Genomic DNA, 21,336 nt, shown 5'->3' with positions numbered 1-21,336 from the left:
TTAATCTTTTCAGCCGCTCAAGTCCCTGTCAAATTGACCGGACCGGCTCGACTTTCCAAGAATTAAGCCGCGCCCCCTTTCGGAGACAACCCCTCCAATTTACCAGCCGATCCGAGTGGACGCGCACGTCTCACCGGAGTGGTGATCTCTTGGAGGTGGCCCCCGAGTGAGCCCGGCGATCACCGCCGTTCTCGTGGGACTGGTGAACTCTATGTACGCCTCCCGGAACCGTCAAATCGATGGTTCGTCCCTCTCACAGAGGCGGCCCAGGGGTAGGTACGGGGGCGTGCGTGATCAATCCGTGCCGAGGGCGGTGATCATCCTGGTCGGCCTGGCCGCCGGGGTGATCGTGCTCTTCGGCATCCGCGAGGTCGCCTCCATCGCCGGGCCCGTGGTGCTGGCTCTCGTGCTGGTCATCGCGGTCTCCCCGGTACGCAACTGGCTGGCCCGCCGGCACGCCCCCATCTGGCTCCAGGTCGCGCTGCCCTTCCTCATCGTGGTCCTCGTGCTGCTCGCCATGGTCGGCATCATCACCATCTCGGCCACCCAGCTCGCCTCGCTGCTGCCCACGTACACCGACCAGTTCCAGCAGCTCGTGGCCGACGCGCAGCGCTGGGCCGCGGCGCACGGGCTCAGCAACGACGTGCTGAGCAGGGGGCTGCAGGTGTTCGACCCCGGCAGGGTGCTGGGGCTGGCGCAGATCCTGCTCGGCAGCCTGATCGGGGTGCTGTCCGCGCTCTTCCTCATCGTGGTGCTGTTGCTGGCGATGTCGCTGGACGCGCCCGTCACCTCCAAGGTGCTCACGGCGGGCGAGGGGAATCGGCCGCACGTGGTGACGGCGCTGGCGACGTTCGCGCACAAGACGCGGCGGTATCTGATCGTCTCCACGGTCTTCGGATTGATCAACGCGATTCTCGACATGATCGCGCTGTCGTTGTTGGACGTGCCACTGCCGTTGCTCTGGGGTGTGCTGGCGCTGATCGCCAACTACATTCCGAACATCGGTTTCGTGATCGGGTTGCTGCCGCCCGCCATGCTCGCGCTGCTGGACGGCGGGGTGCGGACGATGCTCCTGGTCATCGCGGCTTATTGCGTCATCAATGTCGTCACGCAGTCGTTCATTCTGCCGAAATTCCTGGGTGACGCCGTGGGGCTTTCCACGACGATGACGTTCATCTCGCTGATCGTGTGGACTTTCGTGCTGGGGCCGCTCGGGGCGATTCTCGCGATTCCGCTGAGCCTGCTGACGCGGGCGTTGCTGATCGACAGCGACCCGAGTGCGAAATGGGCGCAGGCGCTGGTGTCCGGTAAGCGGCCGGCGGGGCGGCCTGCCCAGGGGCGAGTGGGGCGGGTCAGAGGAGCTGGCTCATCGGGCCGCCGCTGAGCCGCCGTACGTCGTTGGCCATGTGGGCCTGGTCGGTGTAGCCGGCCGTGGCGGCGACCCGGGCCAGCGGGAGCCCGGTGCGGGCCAGGCGCAGCGCGTGCTGGAAGCGGACGATGCGCTGCAACGTCTTGGGTGCGTAGCCGAACGCGGAGACGCTGCGGCGTCGCAGCTGGCGTTCGCTGAAGCCGAGTGACCAGGCGACCTCGCTGACCGTCCTGCCCTGGCTCAGGGCGGTGGCGATGGCGGGGGCGACGGGGTCGAGGCCCTGGTCGGCGTCGTAGCCGAGGTGGGGGACGAGCAGGCGGCGCCGCACCGCCGCCCGCATGGCGTGCAGCCGCTCCCCCGCCGTGCTCGCGGGGCCGTCGGTCAGCTCGCGGAGGAACGCGTGGCCTCCGGGCAGGTCGGCCAGGGGAACGCGGCGGTCGAGGAGGTCGGCCAGCGGGACGCCGAAGAACGCGCCGACCGCACCCGGCTTGAACCGGACGCCGACCATGGTCTCGCCCGCCCTGATGGACGTCGGCATGGGCCCGGTGTCAGGCCCCGCCACGAACGGCCCCTTGTCACCCCAGATCAGGTCGACACAGGCATCGGGCACCACGAGCACCCGCCCACCGCCCCTCTGCCCGGTGGTGACGGAAGAGGCGGCGGTGTCGCTGGTGCGGAGCCATTCGCAGGTGATGCGGCCGGTGAGGCCCGAGGCCGGGGGCCGTTCGGCGTACATGGCTCCAACGTACGCCCGCCCTACGACAGATCGCCCAGCCTCCCGTACGCGTGCAGCGTCTGCAGGCTCTGGACGGTGAGGTAGCCGCCCCATTCGTGCTCCACCAATGGCGTCCACATCGTCCAGTTCGGGCCCCAGCCGCCGTCCGGGGACTGCGCGGCGAGCAGCGCGTCGAGGTGGGTGTCCAGGATGTCCTGGGGGAAGAGCGGCAGCGGCGACGGCCGGGGCGCGAAGTCGAGCGGGTGGTGGACGTGGCCTGGCGCGTCGAGGTCGTAGGTGACGGTGCCGAGCAGGACGTCCCGCAGCCGGTCGAACTCGGCCAGCGCGCGTTCCCTGTCCGGCACGTACGTCAGAAAGGTCAGCGCGGCCATCGCCTCGTACGTGCCGGGCTCCTTGAGGTCGGCCAGCCGCGACCAGCAGAACGCGGTCGCCCCGGCCAGCCACGGATGCGCGACCCCGTGCTTGTGCAGCAGCCCCGCGATGGGCGCGGTGGGGACGAGCGCGCCGGGCGGGTCGTCGTCCGTCTGCCACCAGGGGGCGCGCGGCGCCTCGCGCACGGACGGCAGCACCCACGGCACCCCGCCGTCGGGCGTGGCCACGGAGGCGAGGTAGTCGCAGGCGGCGGTCACCATCGGCGAGTCGAAGGCGTCCAGCTCGTCGAGGATCCACAGCGCCACCTCGACGGGCTCGGGCTGGCTGCCGGTCCCGCGCAGGTCGGGTTCGAGCGCGTGGCCGAAGCCGCCGTCGGTGTTCTGGTAGGCGTGCAGCGCGTGCAGCGCGGGCTCACGCGGGCCGCCCCGGAACAGCGCCTGGAAGCGCAGCCGGTCGATGAGGCGTCCGTGGTGGAGCAGGTAGCGCTCGGCGCGGTCGAGTACGTCCATGGCGGAGGTCCTTTCAACGTGGGCTTCCGACGCTAATGCGACCGAGAGACCGCGGGCTTGTAACAATCGGACACGTGGACAGACGGCGCTGGGACATCGATGACCGCTACACCGGGGTGTGCGACGCGACGGCGATGCTGCCCGCCGTGCACCGGCTCGGGGAGGCGATGGCGTCCGACGGGTGGGTGACGGAGGGCCCTGAGGTGCACCTGCTGCGGAGCCGTCCTTCCTGGTACGCCAGGCCGCCCCCGGCGTGTACGAATGCGTGACGGGCGTCCTGGACGGCGTCTACCGGTCGCACGGCCACCTGGTGCGCCTGATCGTCACTTGAGGTGGAAGACGGGGCCGCGCGGTCGGAAGGGCAGCGCGGCCCCCTGCGGGATCAGGAAGGCGTGCTCGCGCCGGATCCGCAGCACGTCGCACTCCCCGTCGGTGATCAGCAGGATGGGCCCGTCGGGCGGGAAGTCATCGGCGCGTTCGAGCAGCCGGACGCCGGGCTGGAGGATCGTGCCGCCCCGCCCGCGCACCCTGACCTTGGAGGCGATCTCCTCGACGGGCAGGTAGCCGGCGTCGTAGGCGGTGGCGTCGCAGAACACCACGCGGGCGCGCGGCACGTCGCGGGCGGCGGCGTAGGAGGCGATGGCGCCGAGCGCCTTGCCGAGCAGCTTGACGTCCATGGAGCCGGAGGTGTCGAGCACCACCCCGAACGTGGCCTTCCGCACGACCTCCTCGGGCCTGATCCGGCCGGGGCGGGGGATGTGCGGGGTGGCGGCCTGGCGGCGGGAGGCGCGGGCGTAGGTGCGGCGCTGCTCCTCGGGGCGGAAGTGCTCGTCGAACCAGCGGGCCAGCCGGGCGTCCCACGGCAGGGGCGGCTGGTCGAGCGCGCGGATCTCCTGTTCGAGCCCGGCGGGCAGCAGGCCGCGGCCGCTGGACTGGTGGTAGGCCAGGCCGGTGGCGAGGGCGTTGCGGTAGTAGTCGTCGAGGTCGACGTAGCCGCCGGCGCGGCGGGGCGGGGCGGTCGAGCATGTCGCCTAGCCCGCGCCCGCGCAGCGTGCCGAGCTTGCGCAGGCGGCGCAGGTCGGTGGCGATGCGGTCGTAGACGGCCTCGGCGGACATGCCGGTGAGCGACTGGTCGAACAGCAGCCCTTCCGGCATCTCGCCGACGCCCATCTCGACCAGCCAGCCGTTGACGACGTAGTCACAGGCGACGTTCCACAGGTACGCGTCGCGCAGGCCGGCGCGTTCGCCGTGGCGGAGCGCGGCGTGCAGCATCTCGTGGGCCAGCACGAAGCGCCAGCCCGGCTCGGTCTGCCTGCTGAGCGGGTTGACGTAGATCTCGCCCGCCTCGGCGCTGACGGCGGCGATCGAGATGTCCCACTCCCGGGCCAGCTCGGCGTCCGTGACGATCTTCATGCCTGCGGCCAGTGCCCCGAGCAGCGGGTACGACGACACGAACCAGCGCAGCGCGGTGTCCCACGGCCCCTTGACGTGCCCTTCGACGGAGGTGCGCGGCTCACCGGCGACGTCGAGGGCATGCGTGGCCGCGTCGGCGATGCCGATGGCGAACGACCGGGGGAAGTCGAGGTCGCGGGCCAGCTCGGCGGTGCCGACGCGGAAGTCGGGCTCGCCCGGCGGGCGGTAGGCGTCGGGCACGCTGGTGCGGCGCCACAGCTCCGACAGCGCCACCTCGTCGTGCGGGGGCAGCTCGGCGGGCAGCGGCGCGGGGCAGCGGCCGATCTTGAGCGTGCGCAGGAAGCGTTCGACGGCCAGGCAGCAGGCGGCGTGGTACGCGGGGTCGGGGAGGTCGTCGTCGACGTCCTTCGGCGCGCAGGAGCGCGGGTCGGCGTGGCCGAAGGCGAGGTGGAGCAGCAGGTGGGCGAACACCCACGCCCATTCGTCGGCGGGGGCGCGGCGCTTGGGGTGGAAGTGCACGTCGCCGCCGGCGGTGACGTACGCCCATGTGTCGGGGGTGAGGCGGCCGTCGGGGGCCTCGTACAGGGTGCTGTGGAAGACGCGGAACAGCGGCAGCCGGCTGACGGTGTGCCAGCCCTTGAGCACCTCGGCCCGCCAGGGGTCGGTCTTGGCCTTGCGGCGGCTCATGAGCGGGCGGCCATCAGGCGGGGCACGTCTCTGCCGACCTCGACGAGGAACCAGGTGGGCAGCGCGGGCGCGCCGTCGGCGTCGTTGGCGATGACGAGCTGGGCGCACTCCAGGGAGATCTCGGCCAGCTCGACCAGCAGCGTCTTGGCGCGGAAGGCGAGGTCGCGGCCCCGGCCCGAGGCGCCGCGCTTGTCGGCGGGCAGCTCTTTGACGAGGCGGGCGCGGAAGGTCTCGGCCAGGAAGTAGAGCAGGTCGCGCTCCTCGGGCCGGCGCGGCCATGGAGCGTCGCCCTTGAGCACGGACTCCAGGTCGTACGCGTGCCGCACGGTCTTGACGTAGGCGCGGAAGGCGGAGGCGTGGGCGCTGGTGAGCGTGCCGAAGGCGAGCGTGGCGAGGGTGTCGTCGGAGATGTCGCCGCCGTAGGAGACGAGCACGTCGGAGAGCATGTGCCAGGCGCGCGGCGAGGAGAACGGCTCCTCGGTCTTGGGCGGCGGGCTCCACAGGTGGTCGGGCCGCTGCACGAGGTAGTCGATGATCCAGGGGTGGATGCCGTTGGCGGCGGCCCACTTCAGCCAGTCGTCGGACGAGGCCCGCAGGTGGACGTGGACCAGCCGGTTGATGAGCGCGGACGCCATGGGCCTGGCCAGGGCGTTGTCGGTGGCGCGGTTGCCGGCGCCGATGACGACGGAGCCTTCGGGCAGCTCGTAGGCGCCGATGCGACGGTCGAGGATCAGCGAGTAGAACGCCTTCTGCACCTCGGGGGCCGAGGCGTTGAGCTCGTCGAGGAACAGGCAGTAGGGCTCGGCCCGCGCGATCGACTCGGGCGGCGCGAACCTGCTGCGCCCGCCGACCAGCTCGGGCACGCCGATGAGGTCTTCCGGGGCGAGCTGGGTGCCGAGCAGCGTGACGCAGTCGAGGCCGAGCGAGTCGGCGAACGCGCGGACGAGGGAGCTCTTGCCGATGCCGGGGGCGCCCCACAGGAAGACGGGCCGGACCACGGCGACGTGCAGCAGCAGCTCGGGGAGCTGTGCCGGAGTGACCGTGATCGTCGCCTGCATGACTCCAGACTGCCCAACGACGCTCGCGGCGCGCGAGGCATTTAATGCTTTGCCCGCCCCATCGGCCGCGACCTACAGTGACCGGCATGTCGAGCATGTTCTGCTGTCCGTTCTTCATCCGCATCCGCCGCGGCCGGGCTCTGGCCCGCTAGCGGATGCGATGAGCTGACCTGAGGCTGACGCGTCCGCAGGCGCGCCCGGGGCCCTTCGAGAGACCTGTTCATCTCGAGGCCCAGGAAGGGCAGTGCTGTGGCGCAGAACTTCGCGCACGGAAATCATTCACACACTCAGAAGAAGATCAGGAACGCCGGTGGCGGTCGCACGCCCGCGGATCGGGCGCGGCGCACGCTGTCGCAGAACTTCCTCGTCGACCGGCATGCCGTGCACCTGATGGTCAAGGCCGCCGCCCCGGATGGCCTGGTGCTGGAGCCGGGTCCTGGCACGGGGGCGCTGACGTTCGCGCTGGCGGAGGCGGGCGCGCGGGTGATCGGCTACGAGCTTGACCCGCGGCTGGCCGGGCTGCTGGCCGCGCGGACGCGCAGCGATCCGCGCATCCAGGTGGTCAGGGGCGACTTCGCGCGGGCTCGGGTGCCGCGCGAGCCGTTCGCGGTCGTGGGGAACATCCCGTACGCGGCGACCTCGCGGATCGTGGACTGGTGCCTGCGAGCGCCCGGCCTGACCTCGGCGACGCTGCTCACCCAGCGGGAGTACGCCCGCAAGCGCGCCGGCGACTACGGCCGGTGGAGCCTGGTCACGGTGCTGTCGTGGCCGTGGTTCGACTGGCGGCTGGGTGACACGGTCGGCAGGGAGAGCTTCCGCCCGGTGCCGTCGGTCGACTCGGCGATCCTGCGCATCGAACGCAGGCCGGACCCGCTGGTGTCGGACCGCCGCTCGTACGAGGAGCTGGTCGAGCTGGGCTTCGGCGGGGTGGGCGGCTCGGTGCGCGCCTCTTTGAAGACGCGCTACGCCGGTGTGGACGCCGCGCTGGCGGCGGCCGGGGTGGCCCGCGACACCGTCGTGGGCCACGTGTGTCCCGGCCAGTGGATCACGTTGTGGGAGCGCCTATGCCGGTGACGTGATCCGCGACTTGGGCGACCCGGAGGAGGAGAGCCCTGGGACCTTCGCGACGCGGCGGTTCCAGGGCAGGGCCAGCGCGAGGATCGGCAGGATCAGGATGGAGGCCCGCGACCAGTAGGTGTGCTGGAGCCACCACCCCTGCGGGTCGAACTGGGTCATGTAGAGATAGCCGTAGGCCGACCAGAACGACGTGGTCAAGATGGCCGCCCAGGCGAACCTGGTGGGCCGCGCGACCAGGAACGGCATGAACCACAGCAGGTACTGGGCGCCGAGCCGGGGCGTCATGATCATGAAGACGATCAGGATGGCCGTCGTCATGTCGATCGGGTCGGCCCGCCGCCACCACAGGATGACGGCGATCACGCTGACGTAGATGAGGTTGGTGCCGAACGAGGCCAGCTCGGGCCGAAGGTCCCAGCTGCCGTCGGTGAACCACGGGGTCCAGCCCCACTCGCCGACGATGGGCCGGATGTCGCGGATGGTGTCGATGACGGCCGGGATCTGGTTGAGCGATGTGCCGGCGAAGATCGGCAGCGTCACCAGGAAGAAGACCGGCACGAGCCCGGTGGTGAACAGCCCCATCACGCGGGCGCGCAGATTGGGCAGGAGCAGCAGCATGCCGGGGATCAGCCAGATCGGCCAGCTCTTGGCGCACAGCGCGAGGCCCATGAGCAGACCGGCCAGCGCGCCACGGCGCAGGTGGGCGCGGTCGTCGGGGCCGGGGAGCAGCGCGCGGTGCAGCATGCCGCGGCGGCCGATCACGCGCGGGATGGAGCCGCGTACGCCGTAGGCCGCGATGCCCTGGCGCACCCTGGCGGCGACGTCGGTGACCATGCCGGGCCTGTGGGGGTCGCCCGGGCCGCGGGCCACCACGAACGCGGCCACGCCGAACACCAGCGCGACCGGCTCGACCTGGCCGTGCACGGAGGCGACGAGCAGGGCGAGCGGGTTGAGCGCGTACTGGAAGGCGCGCAGCGACGCCCTCGGGCCGCCGGCGAGCTTGCCGACCAGCGGGATGAGCACGATGTCGGCGACCACGGTGACCAGCCGGCCGGCGTATTCCCACGGGATGCCGAGCCACAGCAGGATGCCGTAGACGTAGGGGATGGTCGGCAGGAAGTGCCAGCCGCCGTTGCTGGCCAGCACCGGGTCCTCGCCGCGCAGCACGGCCTCGCCGGCGGGCTTGAAGCTGTTGACGAAGTCGACGGGCTGCCAGGTGTCGATGGCCGCGAGGTACATGATGAGCACGCGCACGGCGATGCCGACGGCGAGGGCGACCCAGAGAGGGGGGCGCCAGTCACGACGTTGCGCGACGATGGCGAGCACGACACCGGCGACGAGGACGATCCCCGTGAGAGCTGCGTAATCCATGGCGCGTCTAGCCTGCCGTAAGCCGGGACCCGCTGCCACTCGGCCGGGTCGGGTGCTGCCAATTCTTATCCCCGACATGCCGACACGTATCCCGATACGACATCACGGTCTGTGTTGAACTTTTTCCATGGGGGGATCGCAGGTCAACCAGGCACTGGTCAGGCTGTATTTCGAGGTACGGGACGGGGAGCGCGACCCGGTCGCGGCCTGGGCGAAACTCACAGGAAACTCACAGCTCTACCACCGCATGCGAGGTGAGCGGCGGGTGCCGCTCGACGACGCGACGGCGGCGGAGCTGGCCGCCGCCGCGATCGTGGACACCGCGGTGCGGCACGGCGCCGAGCGGGTGGCGGCGCTGGCGACCTCGCCGCTGTCGCGGCTGGTGGGCGGGCTGGGCGGGGCGGTGCTGACCGAGCATCCGTGCGCGCCCGAGCAGGTGCTCGGCCCCCGTTTCTCCGGGCCGGGGGCCGACGACTGGGCGCGGCAGGCGTACGTGCTGCTGTGGGGCGAGAACAACCGGCTGGTACGCACGGCGGACACGCCCTGGGTGATCGCCGGACGGTACAAGGGCCAGAAGGTGGTGGCGATCGGCACGCACCCGACCCGGCTGTCGGACGAGACGCTGGTGGTGCGGCCGGGCACGGACGGCGCGCTGGCGATGGCCATGGGGCACGTGCTGCTCAAGGAGTTCTTCCTGGACCGCACGCCGTTCGCCGGGCACGCGATGGAGCGTACGGACCTGCCGTCCCTGGTGTGGTTGCGGCGGCGGGAGGGCGCGTACGTGCCGGGCGGGCTGACGGGTGAGGTGTGCGACCGGCTGAGCGTGTACGGCGGTGAGGCGGCGGAGGTGCTGCTGCCGCGCTTCGACGACGGCACGGGGGTGCTGCGGCGGGGCGTGCCGGTGGTGCTGGACGGCGGTGAGCCGGTGACGACGGTGTTCGACCTGCTGCTCGCCGTGTACGGGGTGCCGCGCCCCGGGCTGCCGGGGGTGTGGCCGGGCGGGTACGAGGACCGGGCCGAGCCGTACACGCCGGGATGGCAGGAGGCGTACACGGGGGTGGCGGCGTCGCGGGCGGTGAAGACGGCGCGGGAGCTGGGGGTGACGGCGGAGAAGACCGGCGGCCGGTGCGTGATCGTGCCGGGGCGGCTGGAGACGCCGCACGCGGACACGGCGTACCGGGCGATGCTGGCGCTGCTGGTGCTGACCGGGTGCGGCGGCGGGTGGGCGCAGGCGGGCGGCGCGGGGATTCCGCTGGTGCCGTACCTGTGCCTGCACGCGTGCGGCGAGGACCGCGCCGACGTGGGTGCGCTGAGCTGGGCGCTGGCGGAGGGGTTGTTCGCGCGCAGGACGTCGCGGTCGGTGCTGCTCGAGGCGGTGGCCGGGGGGTGGCCGATGGCGCCGCCGCCGCGCGTGCTCGCGCTCCCCCGGCCGATCTATCCGCTGCCGCCCGACGTGGACCTGCTGATCGGCCCCGACGAGCACTGCGACCTGACGCCGCCCGACCCGGAGCTGCTGGCCGGGGCCGTGACCAGGCTGGCCGGCGACACGGTCCCCCGGCGGCTCCCCGAGCCGGGCGCGCGGCCCGGGTTCGGGCGGATGCGGCTGATGGTGGACCACGCCTGGATGCACGAGTACGGCGAGGCGCTGCCCACCTACCGGCCGCCCGGTCTCGGCATCCCGGTCAAGCCCACCCAGCTCGTCAGGGTGCGGTGAGCCCGTCGAGGCAGGCCCGGTGGTTCCGGGAGAACTCCTTGCCGTTGCAGACGTCCCGGTTGATCGACCAGGCCATCAGCCCGCGCAGGCCGCCGAGGGGCGGGCCGGTGGGTCAGAAGCCGGCGGTGATCCTGGTGAAGTCCCAGTCGGCCTGCGCGATGCCGCTGCAGTGCGCGACCACGCCGCCGCCGGGGCAGCCGCGGTCGCGGTTGACCGCCCAGTAGGCGAGCCTGGTCAGGCCCTTCGACCTGGCCCAGTCACGGATCTGGGTCCAGGTGCCGGTGGTGGTCATCTCCTGCTGGTCGGACACGCCGTTCATGCCGGAGATGCCCATGTGGGCGTACGCCTGCGCGTCGGTCCAGCCGTAGGCGTTCTTGAGCGCGTTCTTCAGGCCCTCGGAGGCGTTGACGGTGTCCTGGTAGATGGTGGAGCTGCCGAAGTCGAACGGCATGATCGTGAAGTTGTCGATCGGCACGCCGAGTGCCTTGGCCTGGTTGATGAGCCGGACGCCGTGGTTGTTCGGGCCGGTCCGCTCGGTGCCGAAGGTGACGACGATCTTGATGTTCGGGTTGTTCTGCTTGACGATCTTGAGGGCGTTCAGGATGCGGTCCTGGACGGTGTAGTTGGCGAACTCGTCGGTGTTCTCGATGTCGAAGTCCACGACGGCCGGGCCGACGGCGTTGATGACCTGCTGCACCGCGTTGGCGTACGCCTGCGGCGAGGAGCAGTTGGGGCCGAGCTTGTTGCCCTGCCAGCCGCCGAAGGAGATCTGGACGTTGCCGCCCTTCGACTTGATCGTGTTGATCGCCTGCTGGTCGGCCCCGCCGGTGAGCGGCCTGTTGCCGTCCCAGGCCGGGGTGCAGCCGCCGCTCGACAGGATGAACGCCATCGTGAACGACTTCACGCCGGTCGCGTCCATCACCGTGCCGGGGTTCGGCGGGTTGCCCCAGCCCATGTAGAGGTAGGGGGCGCCGGCCATCTTGGCCGGGTTGGGTCCTGGGTCGGAGCCGCCGCCGGAGGTGGTGGCCGTCACGGAGTTGCCGGCCGCCGACAGGTTGCCGGCGGCGTCGCGGGCGCGGACGGTGTAGGTGTAGCTGGTGTTCGCGGCGCGGCCGGTGTCGGTGTACGACGTGCCGGACACCGTCGTGACCAGGGTGCCGCCCCGGTAGACGTTGTAGCCGGTGACGCCGACGTTGTCGGTGGAGGCGTTCCATGCCAGGGAGACGCTGCTGGAGGTGACGCCGGTCGAGCGGAGGTTGCCGGGCGCCGACGGGGCCGAGGTGTCGCTGCCGCCGCCGCCCGAGCCGCGCTTCCAGAGCGCGGGCACGTTCGGCGGCTCCCAGCCGGGCTGCGAGGTGTGGGCCTGGAGGCACACGTAGTCGACGCCCTGGTACGTGACGACGGCGCCGGTCGCGTACGAGGTCCACGGCGTCCAGGCGGCGGCGAGCTGCCTGACCTGCTGAGTCGTGGCCTGCGCGGGGGTGGCGAGCCCGGCGCCGGTCAGCACGAGGGCGAGGCCGGTCGCCAGAGCGGTGAGTCTGCTGCGAAAAGTCATGGCATTCCCTGGAGGTGGGGCTTGACGGTCTTGGAGAACTGCCAGTTGTTGCTCGCGTCCCAGTTGATGGACCAGGTCATCGCGCCGCGGATGTCGGGGTAGGCGCGCGGCGGCACGAAGGATCCGCAGTTGCTGCGCTTGGCCAGGCAGTCGAGCGCCTGGTTGACGAGGGCGGGCGCGACGACGCCGCCGCCCGCCGCGCCGGGTCCGGCCGGCAGGCCCAGCGCCACCTGGTCGGGGCGCAGGCCGTTCTCCAGCTGGATGCAGGCCAGGGCGGTCATGAAGGTGACCGAGCCCTGTGCGTACGCCTGCGCCTGGTCGCAGCCGAGCATGGAGCCCGAGTTGTAGAACTGGGTGTGGACGACCGTGAGGATGTCCTTGATCGACAGGGCGAGCTTGAAGTACTCCATCCCGGTCGTCTGCATGTCGATGGTCTGCGGGGCCATCGTGATGATGAGGTCGGCGCCGGCCTTGGCGCGCAGTGACCTGAGCGCCTGGGCCATGTAGGTGGCGTTGAGTCCGTTCTCCAGGTCGATGTCCACGCCGTCGAAGCCGTAGCTCTGCATGATCGCGTAGACGGAGTCGGCGAAGCGGGTCGCGGCCGCCGAGTCGGCCACCTGCACCCGGCCGGCCTCGCCGCCGACCGACAGGATGACCTTCTTGCCGCGCTGGTGCAGGGCCTGCACGTCGGCCTTGAACTGGGCGTCGGTGTAGCCGCCGACCGCGGCGGCCAGGCCGCCGTCCACGGCGAAGGCGACCTGGCCTGGGGTGGAGGTGGCCTCGCCGAACGCGACGGCGATCAGGTCGTACTCGCTGGGGACGGCTCCGAGCTTGAGCTCGACGGCGGGGTTGACGAAGTTGTGCCAGTAGCCGGTGAGGAAGTGCTTGGGCAGCGTGCCTCCGCCGCCGGTGCAGCCGCTGGTGGTGGCGGTGACGTCACGTCCCTGCGACTCGCCCTGCGCGTTGTACGCCTTGACGGTGTAGGTGTGCGTCTGGCAGGTGCCGAGCCCGCCGATGGTGGCCGTGGCGCCGGTGACCGTGGCCTTGACGGTGCCGCCCTCGTAGACGCGGTAGCCGGTGACCGTGCCGCTGGACGCGCCCCAGGTCAGGGTGATGGCGCTCGCCGTGGCGGTGGCGTTGACCGTTCCCGGGGCGCCGGGGACGCCGGGGTTCGTGGTGCCGCCGCCGCAGGAGCCGCCGTTGAGCGTGCAGCCGGTGATGCCGGGGAAGTTGCCGGGGCTGCCGTTGAAGCCGAAGCTCGCGCCGGCCCCGGGGGCGAGCGGGCCCGCCCAGCTCGGCGGGGTGAAGGTGTAGTGCTGCCCGCTCCTGGTCATGACGGCGTCCCAGGCGGACGGGATGCTGAAGCCGGACGGCAGGTCGAACTGCACGTTCCAGCTCGGCATGGCGGTGGTGCTGTCGTTGGTGACGGTCACCTTGCCCTCGAAGCCCGAGCCCCAGTCCGACACCTTGACGAACGTCGCGGTGGGGCCCGCGGCGTGCGCGGGCGCGGCGGGGAGCACGGAGAGGCCGAGTGCGGCGGTGGCCAGCGTCAGGAGGATCGCGCGTAATCTCACGGGTCTTTCCTTCTGGTTCTGCGTGCCGTACGGCTTGCGCAGGGGGGTGAGAACGCAAGCCGTACGGCACGGCCCGCGGAGGTGAACACGGGCCGGGGGGGTGTCTGCGCGAGTAACCTTGCTGCGGTTGTAAGGTCTTGTCCGGACGAAGATTACTTTTAGGAAACTTTCCTAAGGATTGCCGCGATCGTAGCTCTGACACCCCGGGCTTACAAGACCCAAACACGACTCCGCCGCACGAGTCAGCCGAGCGTGCGGCGGAGTCGTGCGGCGGAGGGGGGACCGGCTGCTACGGCTGCCGGGTGATCCTGACGTCGTCGATGCCGGCCTCGACCAGGGAGGCCCCTGAGGCGTCGGCGGCGTCGATCAGGATGCGGACGGTCTGGCCCGCGTGCGCGTTCAGGTTCGCCGTGGCCGTGGCCCAGGCGCCGTTGCGGTTGCTTGCCGCGCCGGCCTGGTTGAGCACGGTCGTCGTGGTGCTGCCCACCACGCGGACGCGCAGGTAGTCGGCGCTGGAGGCGTTCGAGCCGTGCGCCAAGTAGTACGAGAAGGACAGGTTCAGCGCGCCCGTCGAGGGGAGCGTGATCGGCGGTGACTGGATCGAGGTGACGCCGCCGTCGATGTCGTGGTCGCCCGCCGACGAGCCGGCCAGGCGGCCGGTCACCAGGTCGTTCGTGCCGCTGACCGTGGTGCCGAGCTGCTTGGCGCCGCTTGAGGTGGTGTCCTGCGGGTCACCCCGCTCCCAGAGCCCGATGGTGGCGGTGTCGGTGCCGTTCGGGTTCACCGTCCAGCCGGTCGCCGTCTCGAACGTGTCGATGTGGACGGTCTCCGACGGGGTGCCGGTGCCGCAGTACTGGGCCTCCTTGCCGATGATGCGGTAGACGCAGTCCGCGTACTCCAGGAAGCGCAGCACCGCCTCCCTGTTACGGGTGGTCTGCGTGACGATCTGCTCGTCCGGCGGGTAGAAGCCGGGGCTGGAGCCGCGCGGATACATCTCGAACGTGAAGCTGAAGATCTTGTAGACGCCCCACAGCCAGTCGTCGATCGTGCCGTCGGTGATGTAGAGGTCGCTGGCCTGCTCGGGCGTGTACCCGTTCGTGCTCGCCATGTTCTGCCCCAGCGTGGCGTGCGCGTCGCGATCGTCCTGCGTCAGGCCGGGCGCCGTGTCGTTGAAGGTGTAGCCGTACGGCCAGAGGATCAGCTCACTGTAGGTGTGCCAGTCGATGTGCGCCTTGATCTGCTGCACCCCGCCCACGACCCGGCTGCGCACCCAGTTGGCCGCCGCCCTGACCTCGGGCGCCGACTCCGCGCTCGCCCCCCGGTACGTCTCGCTGCCCGCCGAGCCGGACGACCCGCCGCAGCAGCCCCAGTTGTAGGCCCAGTTACGGTTCAGGTCGGTGCCGACCGCGGAGGAGCCGGAGTTCGGCTGCCGGTTCTTGCGCCAGGAGCGGTAGGAGCCGGTGGCGATGTCGTACTCGCCGCCGTCCGGGTTCAGGTCCGGCATGATCCAGATCTCCCTGGTGTTCACCAGGTTCGTGATCCGGGCGTCACTGCCGTGGTTGTCGGCCAGCAGGTGCATGATGTAGAGCGCCATCTCGACCGTCAGGTGCTCGCGGGCGTGCTGGTGCGCGGTGAACAGCACCTCGGGCTCGTTCTCGTCGGCGCCCACGTTGTCGCTGATCTTGACCAGGCGCAGCGGCCTGCCCTCGTACGACGTGCCGTACGTCGTCTGGCTGACGATGTCAGGCCGGGCCGCGACCAGCGCGTTGATCTCCGCGGTCATCTCGGCGTAGTTGTGGTAGGCCGAGTCCGCCGGCGGGAAGTCCAGCGCGCCCACCGATGACGGCGGCGCCGGTCGCGGCACCTCCGTCACCCGATAGCCGAGCCGCCTGATGGCCGACACCTCGGACTCGGTCGCCGTGACCAGCACCGAGTCCGGGTCCACCTCCTCGATGGCGGCTCCGGTCGCCGCCACCGCGCTGCGCTGCCGCGCGTCCGCCGGGCCCGCCACCCGATACTGCTTGTTCGGCGGCGGCTCGGCGGTGGCCCCCGCGCCTGTCATGCCGGTCAGGCTGATCAGGCTGAGGGCGGCAAGCAGGATGACTAATCGGTGTCTCACCTCGTCCTCCTCAGGCGCTCGGGGTCGGGGTTGACCGGCGCCTGAACCGAGAGTGAAGACGTTGACCGCCTTGGAGAAGGCCCAAATTCCGTCAGGTGGCGGGCAGTCCCGCGATGCGCTCCACCAGGCCGTCGGCGTCGAAGCCGATCGGCTGCCAGTAGACGTGGTCGGCGCCCAGCTCCCTGGCCCGCGCGAGGTCCTCGGCCACCTGCTCGGCCGAGCCGGTGAGCGGCATGCGCTCGTCCAGCGGCCGGTCGCCGATCACGCCGTTCACCTGGATGACGAACGGCCCCGCCCCGCCGGCCTTCCGGTACGTCTCCACGCACTGACCCAGCGCGTCCCAGTCGAACACCACGGCGGTCAGCCCCATCCCGAGCGCGGCCGCCCGCTCGACCGCGGCCGGGGCCGCCGCCCCCGCGAGCAGGGTCAGCCCGGCCGGCTTCGGCCCGACCTGCGACTCGGGAATCGTGTAGAAGCGGCCGGAGAAGCTCACCGGGTCGGGGCCCCAGCACGTGCGCATGGCCGCCACGTGCTCGGCGAACCCGGCCCCGCGCCGCGAGACGGGCACGCCCGCCGCCTCGAACTCCTGCGCCATCCAGCCCTGGCCGAGCCCGATCCACAGGCGGCCGCCGCTCAGCCGGTCGAGCGTCGCGAGGCGCTTGGCCAGCACGACCGGCGGGTGGTAGAGCGCGTCGATGACGCTGGTGCCCAGGCGGATCGTGCTGGTGGTGGCCGCGAGGTAGGCGAGCGTCTCCAGAGGGTCGTACACGATGGCGCTCTCCTCAGGCAGCGGCACCACCTGGTTCAGCCCCAGCATGTACGGCTCAGCCGGCCGCAGCAGCCGCTCGTACGCCCACACCGCGCCGAGTCCCGCGCGCTCGGCACGCTGAGCGACGCCGGCGATCCGCTCGGGGCTCGCCTCAGGTCCCGTGATGGGCAGGCCGATTCCGAAGTCCACGTCGTGCTCCCTTCCGTCACAGGGATAGACCTGGGCAGGGCGGGAAAGTCATCGGGCCGCCGGATATCGTGTGATGTCAGCGGTTCGTCCCCAGGAGCAAGCAGCATGTTCTTCGGCATCACCGATTTCTGGGCCTACGCCATCGGCGCCTTCCTGATCATCCTGTTGCCCGGGCCCAACTCCCTGTTCGTGCTCAGCCACGCGGCCACGCACGGCGTACGGGCGGGCTACCGGGCCGCGTGCGGCGTCTTCGCGGGCGACACCGTGCTGATGTTCCTCAGCGCCGCCGGCGCCGCCTCGCTGCTGCGCTCCCACCCGGCGCTGTTCGCCGTCGTCAAGTACGCGGGCGCCCTCTACCTCGCCTGGATCGGCCTGCAGATGATCCGCGGCGCGTGGAGGTCGTGGCGCGCCACCCCCGAGGTGTCGGAGCAGGCCGTCACCGCGCCGGCCAGGGCCGAGAGCCGCCCGTTCCGCAAGGCGCTGACGATCAGCCTGCTCAACCCGAAGGCGATCCTGTTCTTCGTCTCGTTCTTCGTGCAGTTCGTGGACCCCGGCTACGCCAGCCCGGCGCTGACGTTCGTCATCCTCGGCGCGGTCATCCAGCTCTTCAGCTTCCTCTACCTGACCGCGCTGATCTTCGGCGGCACGTTCCTGGCCGCGCAGTTCCGCCGCCACAGGCGGCTCGGCGCCGGCCTGGCCTCGGGCGTCGGGGCCGTCTTCCTGGGATTCGGCGCCAAGCTCGCCACCGCGTCACTCGGCTGAAAGCCCGGTTCAAGGCGCGGCTGTTCTCATGGAGACAGATCGAACGCGTCAAAAGAGGCAGTCGCACCACCACTCCTCAGGTACGGTAAGCCACCGGCGTGCTTCCCGGGGACGGTGGCCGATGACGCTCTGGTGACAGCGAGCGAGCCGTCGGGAAAGCCTGGTCCCCCGAAGCCCGGGTAGTCGCTGATCGTCGGCCTATCTGCGGAGCAGCCTTGAACCATCCACCGGTCACCCTTCCACGCCTCACCGCGCTCGCCCGGCAGGCGGCCCCCCGGCTGCTCGAGGCCGTCGTGGCGCCCCTCGCCGTGTTCTACCTGGCCATGGTGGTCCTCGACTTCAGGTGGGCGCTCGCCCTGACCGTCGCCTGGGTCTACCTGGGGGTGATCTGGCGGCTGATCAGGCGGATCAAGGTGCCCGCGACGATGTTCCTGGCCGCGTTCGCGATCACCGTACGCGCGATCGTGGCGTTCTGGACCGGCACCTGGATGTGGTTCTTCATCCAGCCCGAGATGGGCACGATCTGCATCAGCATCGCCTTCCTCGCCTCCGTGCGGCTCAACAAGCCGCTGGTGGAGAAGCTGACGCTCGACTACATCCACCTGCCGTCGGCGGTGCTCAAGCACGAGCGCGTGCGCAGGTTCTTCGCCAGGATCACCCTGCTGTGGGCGTTCGTGCTGTTCATGAACTCGACGTTGAGCATCTTCCTCGCCGTCTACGAGTCGCTGGCCGGCACGCTCGCCGGGTTCATGCTGCTGCGCACGTCAGCGGTGGCGCTGATCAGCGGCACCGCGATCACGTTCTCGATCATCGCCTTCAAGCGGCTCCTGCACCGCCTGCACGTTGCCCACACCTGAGCCCACACCTGAGCCCACACCTGAGCCCACACCTGAGCCCACACCTGAGCCCACACCTGACCGCTCCACCAGCAGAAAAGCCGCGCACAGGCCCATGACCAGCCCGGTCAGCATGCCGAACAGCGCCACGAACTCCTCCACGCCGCCCTCCGCCGCGCTGAGCGGCCCGGCCGCCGCCGCGACCACCATCGCGTAGAGCCCCCAGGCGAACAGCGTGCCCGAGCCCAGCCAGACCAGCACCGCAGGACGCCAGAACGGGCCGCGCCCCCGCCCGCGCACGAGCGCCACCAGCGCGAGCGCCCCCGCGATCGCCAGCGTCCCGCGCAGCAGGTTCTGCACCGCCAGGTACGGGTGCGCCCCGATCACCCCCGCCAGCATGACGCCGCCGAGCAACACCGCCACCGGCAGCGCGGCCCACGCGATCAACCGCTGCAGCGGCCTGGTGAGGCTGGGGAAGGGGTGCGCGAGCCGCGTGGTGAAGACAGAAGGCCAGCGGTCGCGGGCATAGAGCGCGAACGCGGCCATCAGCCCCACGCCCTGCCCGATGAACCCGCCGTAGACCATCGCGTACACCCACGGCTCGATGGGGCCGCCGTCCAGCGCGTCCAGCCCGGACGCGGCCAGCACCACCGGCGCGCTGACGATCACCACCGACAATAGGCCCGAGCCGACCCACAGCGGCAGCAGCACCAGCCAGGCCGGCAGGCGCAGCCCCCAGCGCATGGTGAAGGCCAGCGCCAGCACCAGGCCGACGGCGTCCATGCCGAACGTCATCGCGTTCATCCCGACCATCGCCGGGTCCGCCATCAGATCGGGGGCGCCGACGCCGACGTAGTGGCCGGCCAGCCAGAGGATCTTCAGCGTGAGATAGGGCAGCATGGCGGCGACGGCCACGATCGCGGCGGTGACGCGGCCGATGCCGGGCCTAGGTGCTTCGGTCATGCTCCGAGCGTGGTGCGGCGAGCTCCCTGGCTCCTCCCGAACCTCGGGGATCCTCCTCCCCCTCGCGGGGGAGGGCGACGGCGAGTTCGAAGCCGCCGCCCAGGGGCCGCGCGGTCAGCGTGCCGCCTTCCGCCCGTACGCGCTCGCGCAGGCTCATCAGCCCCAGCCCGCCCCGGCGGGCCGTGGGCCTGCTGCGCGGCGGCCCGTTGCGCACGCGTACGTGCCGCGGCGAGACCGACACCGCGACCTCGGCGCCCGGCGCGTGCTTGGCCGCGTTGGTGAGCCCCTCCTGCACCACGGCGGCGGCCAGCTCCGGCATCGGGCCGCCGGCCAGGTCAAGGGTGATCGCCATGCCGGAGCCCGCCGCCCTGCTGACCAGGTCGGGCACCGACTCCCCCGCCGCTTCCCCCGCCGGTTCCCCCGCCGGCTTCTCCAGGGGCGCCAGAGGCGCCGCCTCGGCGTCGTCGCGGAGCAGCCCGATGATCTGCCTGAGCCGCTCGGTGGCGTCGGACGCCGCCTCGCGCAGCTCGCCGGCCGCCTTGACCTGGGCGGACGCCAGCCCGGGAGCCAGCTCGAGCCCGGCCGCCCTGACCGCGATCAGCGCCAGGTCGTGGCCCAGCGAGTCGTGCATGTCCCGCGCGATCCGCGCCCGCTCCCGCAGCCTCGCCTGCGCCTCGACCGACAGCCTGGTCTGCGCCCGCTGGTGCAGCAGCCTGCCGCGCAGCACGCCGAGCAGATAGGGGACCAGGTAGGTGCCGATCAGCGCGGTGACCATCGACACCCACAGCGCGAGGTCGCCGCCCATCGCCACGACCACGGCCACGCCGACCAGCGTGATCAGGCAGAACGCCACGAGCGCGGGCACCGTACGGGTCGCCCTGCGGCCGGTCAGGTAGGCGTACCAGATGATGAACGGCGACGTGGGCAGCAGCGGGAGGATCTTGACGTCGCGCCGGGGCAGCAGCCACGTCAGGTCCACCGTCGCGAACCCCTCGCTGAACTTCCACGGCCCGAGCGGCAGCAGCAGCATCAGCGCGGCCAGCGGCCAGCGCCGGCCGACCAGCACCGCCGCCATGGCCAGACCCCAGCGGGGCAGGGTCACCAGGGCAAACCCGGCGGGGTCGCGGAACGGGTCGGCCCCCATCGCGGCGATGAACACGCAGAGCCCGATCCACAACAGCAGGTCGTAGACCACCTGGCGGCGGTTCGCGCGGCGGAGCTGGCGAAGGTACCTCACGCCCGCCGACGTTATCCGCTGCCGGCCGGTACGGGAGACCCCCGAAGGCCAGGTGACGCACCTGACGAAAGTAGGGGTGGGGAGCCGTCCACCGCGACGGTAGTGCTAGCCCTACCGGGAAAGCGCCTACCTCCACTCCTGATTCCGGCGCGCGAAACCGGTTTGATCGATGGTGTCATCCGGAGGTCCGGCGCCCTCCCCCGACGAAAGTAGGGGGAGGGGCATGCCTTACGTCCGATGTGCCGTGACCTGCGGAGTTTCTACCTTCCAGGGGTGACGGCCCTGACCCGCATCCGGGAAAGGGCCGCGTTCGACCCGGGGCATCCCCGATACCCCGGGGACCCCCGCACAGACAGGCTGTGTGGTGCCCCTAACGATCGGAGTACACGCTCATGTCGCACGCCATCCTCGACCTGGTCGAGCAGGTGATGTCGTCGCCGTGGCTGTATGTCGCGCTGTTCGGGCTCGCGCTGCTCGACGGGTTCTTCCCGATCGTGCCGGCCGAGACGTCCGTGATCACCGCGGCGGTCTTCGCCGTCTCGGGCCAGACCAACCTGGCCCTGGTCATCGTGGTCGCCGCCCTGGGCGCCTTCGCCGGCGACCACATCTCCTACCTGATCGGCCACCGGTCAGGGGGGCGGCTGCGGGAGAAGAAGGCGTTCGTCTGGGCCCGGAACGCCCTGGCGGAGCGCGGCGGGCTGGTCCTGGTCGTCGCCAGGTACATCCCCGGCGGGCGTACCGCGACCACGCTGACCATGGGCGCCGTACGGCATCCGCTGCGCTCGTTCACCTTCTTCGACGCGATCGCGGCGGGCTCGTGGGGCCTGTACTCCGGGCTGATCGGCTTCTTCGGCGGGATGGCGTTCGAGAACGACCCCATCAAGGGCCTGCTGCTCGGCCTCGGCATCGCGGTGTCCATCACCGTCGTGGTCGAGGTCGTGCGCTGGGTCAGGAAGCGGCGCGCCACCAAGGCTTCCGCTGACCGCCTTCCGGTGGACACGTCCCTTTGACCCTGCCAGGTCACCA

Annotated in this window: 19 protein-coding genes; 7 read left to right on the top strand and 12 right to left on the bottom strand. The window is 71.2% G+C overall.

The features are described from left to right. Nucleotides 1–286: 286 nt before the first annotated feature. Complete coding sequence (locus tag ABZW11_RS27735) at nt 287–1,384, top strand: AI-2E family transporter (RefSeq protein WP_355422844.1); 1,098 nt, start codon at nt 287–289, stop codon at nt 1,382–1,384. On the opposite strand, the gene ABZW11_RS27730 is transcribed toward ABZW11_RS27735, so the two are convergent. Together ABZW11_RS27730 and ABZW11_RS27725 are read right to left on the bottom strand one after the other, a co-directional pair. Continuing rightward, complete coding sequence (locus ABZW11_RS27730; protein ID WP_355422841.1) at nt 1,353–2,105, bottom strand: DUF6597 domain-containing transcriptional factor; 753 nt, start codon at nt 2,103–2,105, stop codon at nt 1,353–1,355. The genes ABZW11_RS27735 and ABZW11_RS27730 overlap by 32 nt on opposite strands. Before the next feature lie 20 nt (nt 2,106–2,125). Then, nucleotides 2,126–2,986, bottom strand: a complete 861-nt coding sequence (locus tag ABZW11_RS27725; protein ID WP_355422838.1) for a hypothetical protein — start codon at nt 2,984–2,986, stop codon at nt 2,126–2,128. A 74-nt stretch (nt 2,987–3,060) separates the two neighbouring features. Here ABZW11_RS27725 and ABZW11_RS27720 point away from each other — a divergent pair, with 74 nt between their 5' ends. Then, nucleotides 3,061–3,255, top strand: coding sequence for a hypothetical protein (locus tag ABZW11_RS27720; protein ID WP_355422835.1), 195 nt, complete (start codon nt 3,061–3,063; stop codon nt 3,253–3,255). A gap of 54 nt (nt 3,256–3,309) precedes the next feature. Here the strand turns inward: ABZW11_RS27720 and ABZW11_RS27715 are convergent, their stop codons facing one another. Genes ABZW11_RS27715 through ABZW11_RS27705 form a run of 3 tightly spaced genes read right to left on the bottom strand, consistent with a single transcriptional unit; the run spans nt 3,310 to nt 6,144 of the window. After that, nucleotides 3,310–3,513, bottom strand: a complete 204-nt coding sequence (locus ABZW11_RS27715; RefSeq protein ID WP_355422832.1) for a hypothetical protein — start codon at nt 3,511–3,513, stop codon at nt 3,310–3,312. Beyond that, entirely contained in the window at nt 3,452–5,086 is a 1,635-nt protein-coding gene (locus ABZW11_RS27710) for a hypothetical protein (protein ID WP_355422829.1), read from the bottom strand. Before ABZW11_RS27710 ends, ABZW11_RS27715 begins: the two co-directional genes overlap by 62 nt. After that, complete coding sequence (locus ABZW11_RS27705) at nt 5,083–6,144, bottom strand: MoxR family ATPase (RefSeq protein ID WP_355422826.1); 1,062 nt, start codon at nt 6,142–6,144, stop codon at nt 5,083–5,085. The genes ABZW11_RS27710 and ABZW11_RS27705 overlap by 4 nt, the downstream gene beginning before the upstream one ends. 249 nt (nt 6,145–6,393) lie before the next feature. Between ABZW11_RS27705 and erm the strand changes: the two genes are divergently transcribed. Continuing rightward, entirely contained in the window at nt 6,394–7,218 is an 825-nt protein-coding gene (erm, locus tag ABZW11_RS27700) for an ErmE/ErmH/ErmO/ErmR family 23S rRNA (adenine(2058)-N(6))-methyltransferase (RefSeq protein WP_355422824.1), read from the top strand. Here the strand turns inward: erm and ABZW11_RS27695 are convergent. Continuing rightward, nucleotides 7,207–8,592 carry a hypothetical protein gene (locus tag ABZW11_RS27695; RefSeq protein WP_355422822.1) on the bottom strand — a complete coding sequence of 462 codons (1,386 nt, stop codon included), beginning with the start codon at nt 8,590–8,592 and terminating at the stop codon, nt 7,207–7,209. The two genes, erm and ABZW11_RS27695, sit on opposite strands and share 12 nt — an antisense overlap. A gap of 127 nt (nt 8,593–8,719) precedes the next feature. On the opposite strand from ABZW11_RS27695, the gene ABZW11_RS27690 reads away from it, so the two are divergent. Further along, a complete protein-coding gene (locus ABZW11_RS27690; protein ID WP_355422819.1) occupies nt 8,720–10,306 on the top strand; it encodes a molybdopterin-dependent oxidoreductase in 1,587 nt (528 codons plus the stop codon). Between the two features lie 112 nt (nt 10,307–10,418). On the opposite strand, the gene ABZW11_RS27685 is transcribed toward ABZW11_RS27690, so the two are convergent. From ABZW11_RS27685 to ABZW11_RS27670, 4 genes are all read right to left on the bottom strand, one after another. Beyond that, a complete protein-coding gene (locus ABZW11_RS27685) occupies nt 10,419–11,861 on the bottom strand; it encodes a carbohydrate-binding protein (protein WP_355422816.1) in 1,443 nt (480 codons plus the stop codon). Beyond that, nucleotides 11,858–13,435 (bottom strand): cellulose binding domain-containing protein, encoded by a 1,578-nt coding sequence (locus ABZW11_RS27680; protein ID WP_355422813.1) that lies wholly within the window; start codon nt 13,433–13,435, stop codon nt 11,858–11,860. Before ABZW11_RS27680 ends, ABZW11_RS27685 begins: the two co-directional genes overlap by 4 nt. 289 nt (nt 13,436–13,724) lie before the next feature. Further along, complete coding sequence (locus ABZW11_RS27675) at nt 13,725–15,554, bottom strand: M14 family zinc carboxypeptidase (RefSeq protein ID WP_355422810.1); 1,830 nt, start codon at nt 15,552–15,554, stop codon at nt 13,725–13,727. A 91-nt stretch (nt 15,555–15,645) separates the two neighbouring features. Continuing rightward, nucleotides 15,646–16,512: a TIGR03619 family F420-dependent LLM class oxidoreductase gene (locus tag ABZW11_RS27670; RefSeq protein WP_355422807.1), complete on the bottom strand. Its 867-nt coding sequence runs from the start codon at nt 16,510–16,512 to the stop codon at nt 15,646–15,648. 105 nt (nt 16,513–16,617) lie between these two features. Between ABZW11_RS27670 and leuE the strand changes: the two genes are divergently transcribed. Both leuE and ABZW11_RS27660 read left to right on the top strand, forming a co-directional pair. Further along, complete coding sequence (leuE, locus tag ABZW11_RS27665) at nt 16,618–17,274, top strand: leucine efflux protein LeuE (protein WP_355422804.1); 657 nt, start codon at nt 16,618–16,620, stop codon at nt 17,272–17,274. A 215-nt stretch (nt 17,275–17,489) separates the two neighbouring features. Further along, nucleotides 17,490–18,131 carry a VC0807 family protein gene (locus ABZW11_RS27660; RefSeq protein WP_355422802.1) on the top strand — a complete coding sequence of 214 codons (642 nt, stop codon included), beginning with the start codon at nt 17,490–17,492 and terminating at the stop codon, nt 18,129–18,131. Here the strand turns inward: ABZW11_RS27660 and ABZW11_RS27655 are convergent. Beyond that, nucleotides 18,039–19,073: a hypothetical protein gene (locus tag ABZW11_RS27655; protein ID WP_355422799.1), complete on the bottom strand. Its 1,035-nt coding sequence runs from the start codon at nt 19,071–19,073 to the stop codon at nt 18,039–18,041. The two genes, ABZW11_RS27660 and ABZW11_RS27655, sit on opposite strands and share 93 nt — an antisense overlap. Further along, nucleotides 19,057–20,310 (bottom strand): histidine kinase, encoded by a 1,254-nt coding sequence (locus tag ABZW11_RS27650; RefSeq protein WP_355422796.1) that lies wholly within the window; start codon nt 20,308–20,310, stop codon nt 19,057–19,059. Before ABZW11_RS27650 ends, ABZW11_RS27655 begins: the two co-directional genes overlap by 17 nt. A 392-nt stretch (nt 20,311–20,702) precedes the next feature. Between ABZW11_RS27650 and ABZW11_RS27645 the strand changes: the two genes are divergently transcribed. Then, nucleotides 20,703–21,320 (top strand): DedA family protein, encoded by a 618-nt coding sequence (locus tag ABZW11_RS27645; RefSeq protein ID WP_355422793.1) that lies wholly within the window; start codon nt 20,703–20,705, stop codon nt 21,318–21,320. Nucleotides 21,321–21,336 lie beyond the last annotated feature (16 nt).

The organism is Nonomuraea sp. NPDC004580 (genome assembly GCF_040609855.1).
GTDB lineage: Bacteria > Actinomycetota > Actinomycetes > Streptosporangiales > Streptosporangiaceae > Nonomuraea > Nonomuraea salmonea.
This window is presented reverse-complemented; position numbering and strand designations above follow the sequence as displayed.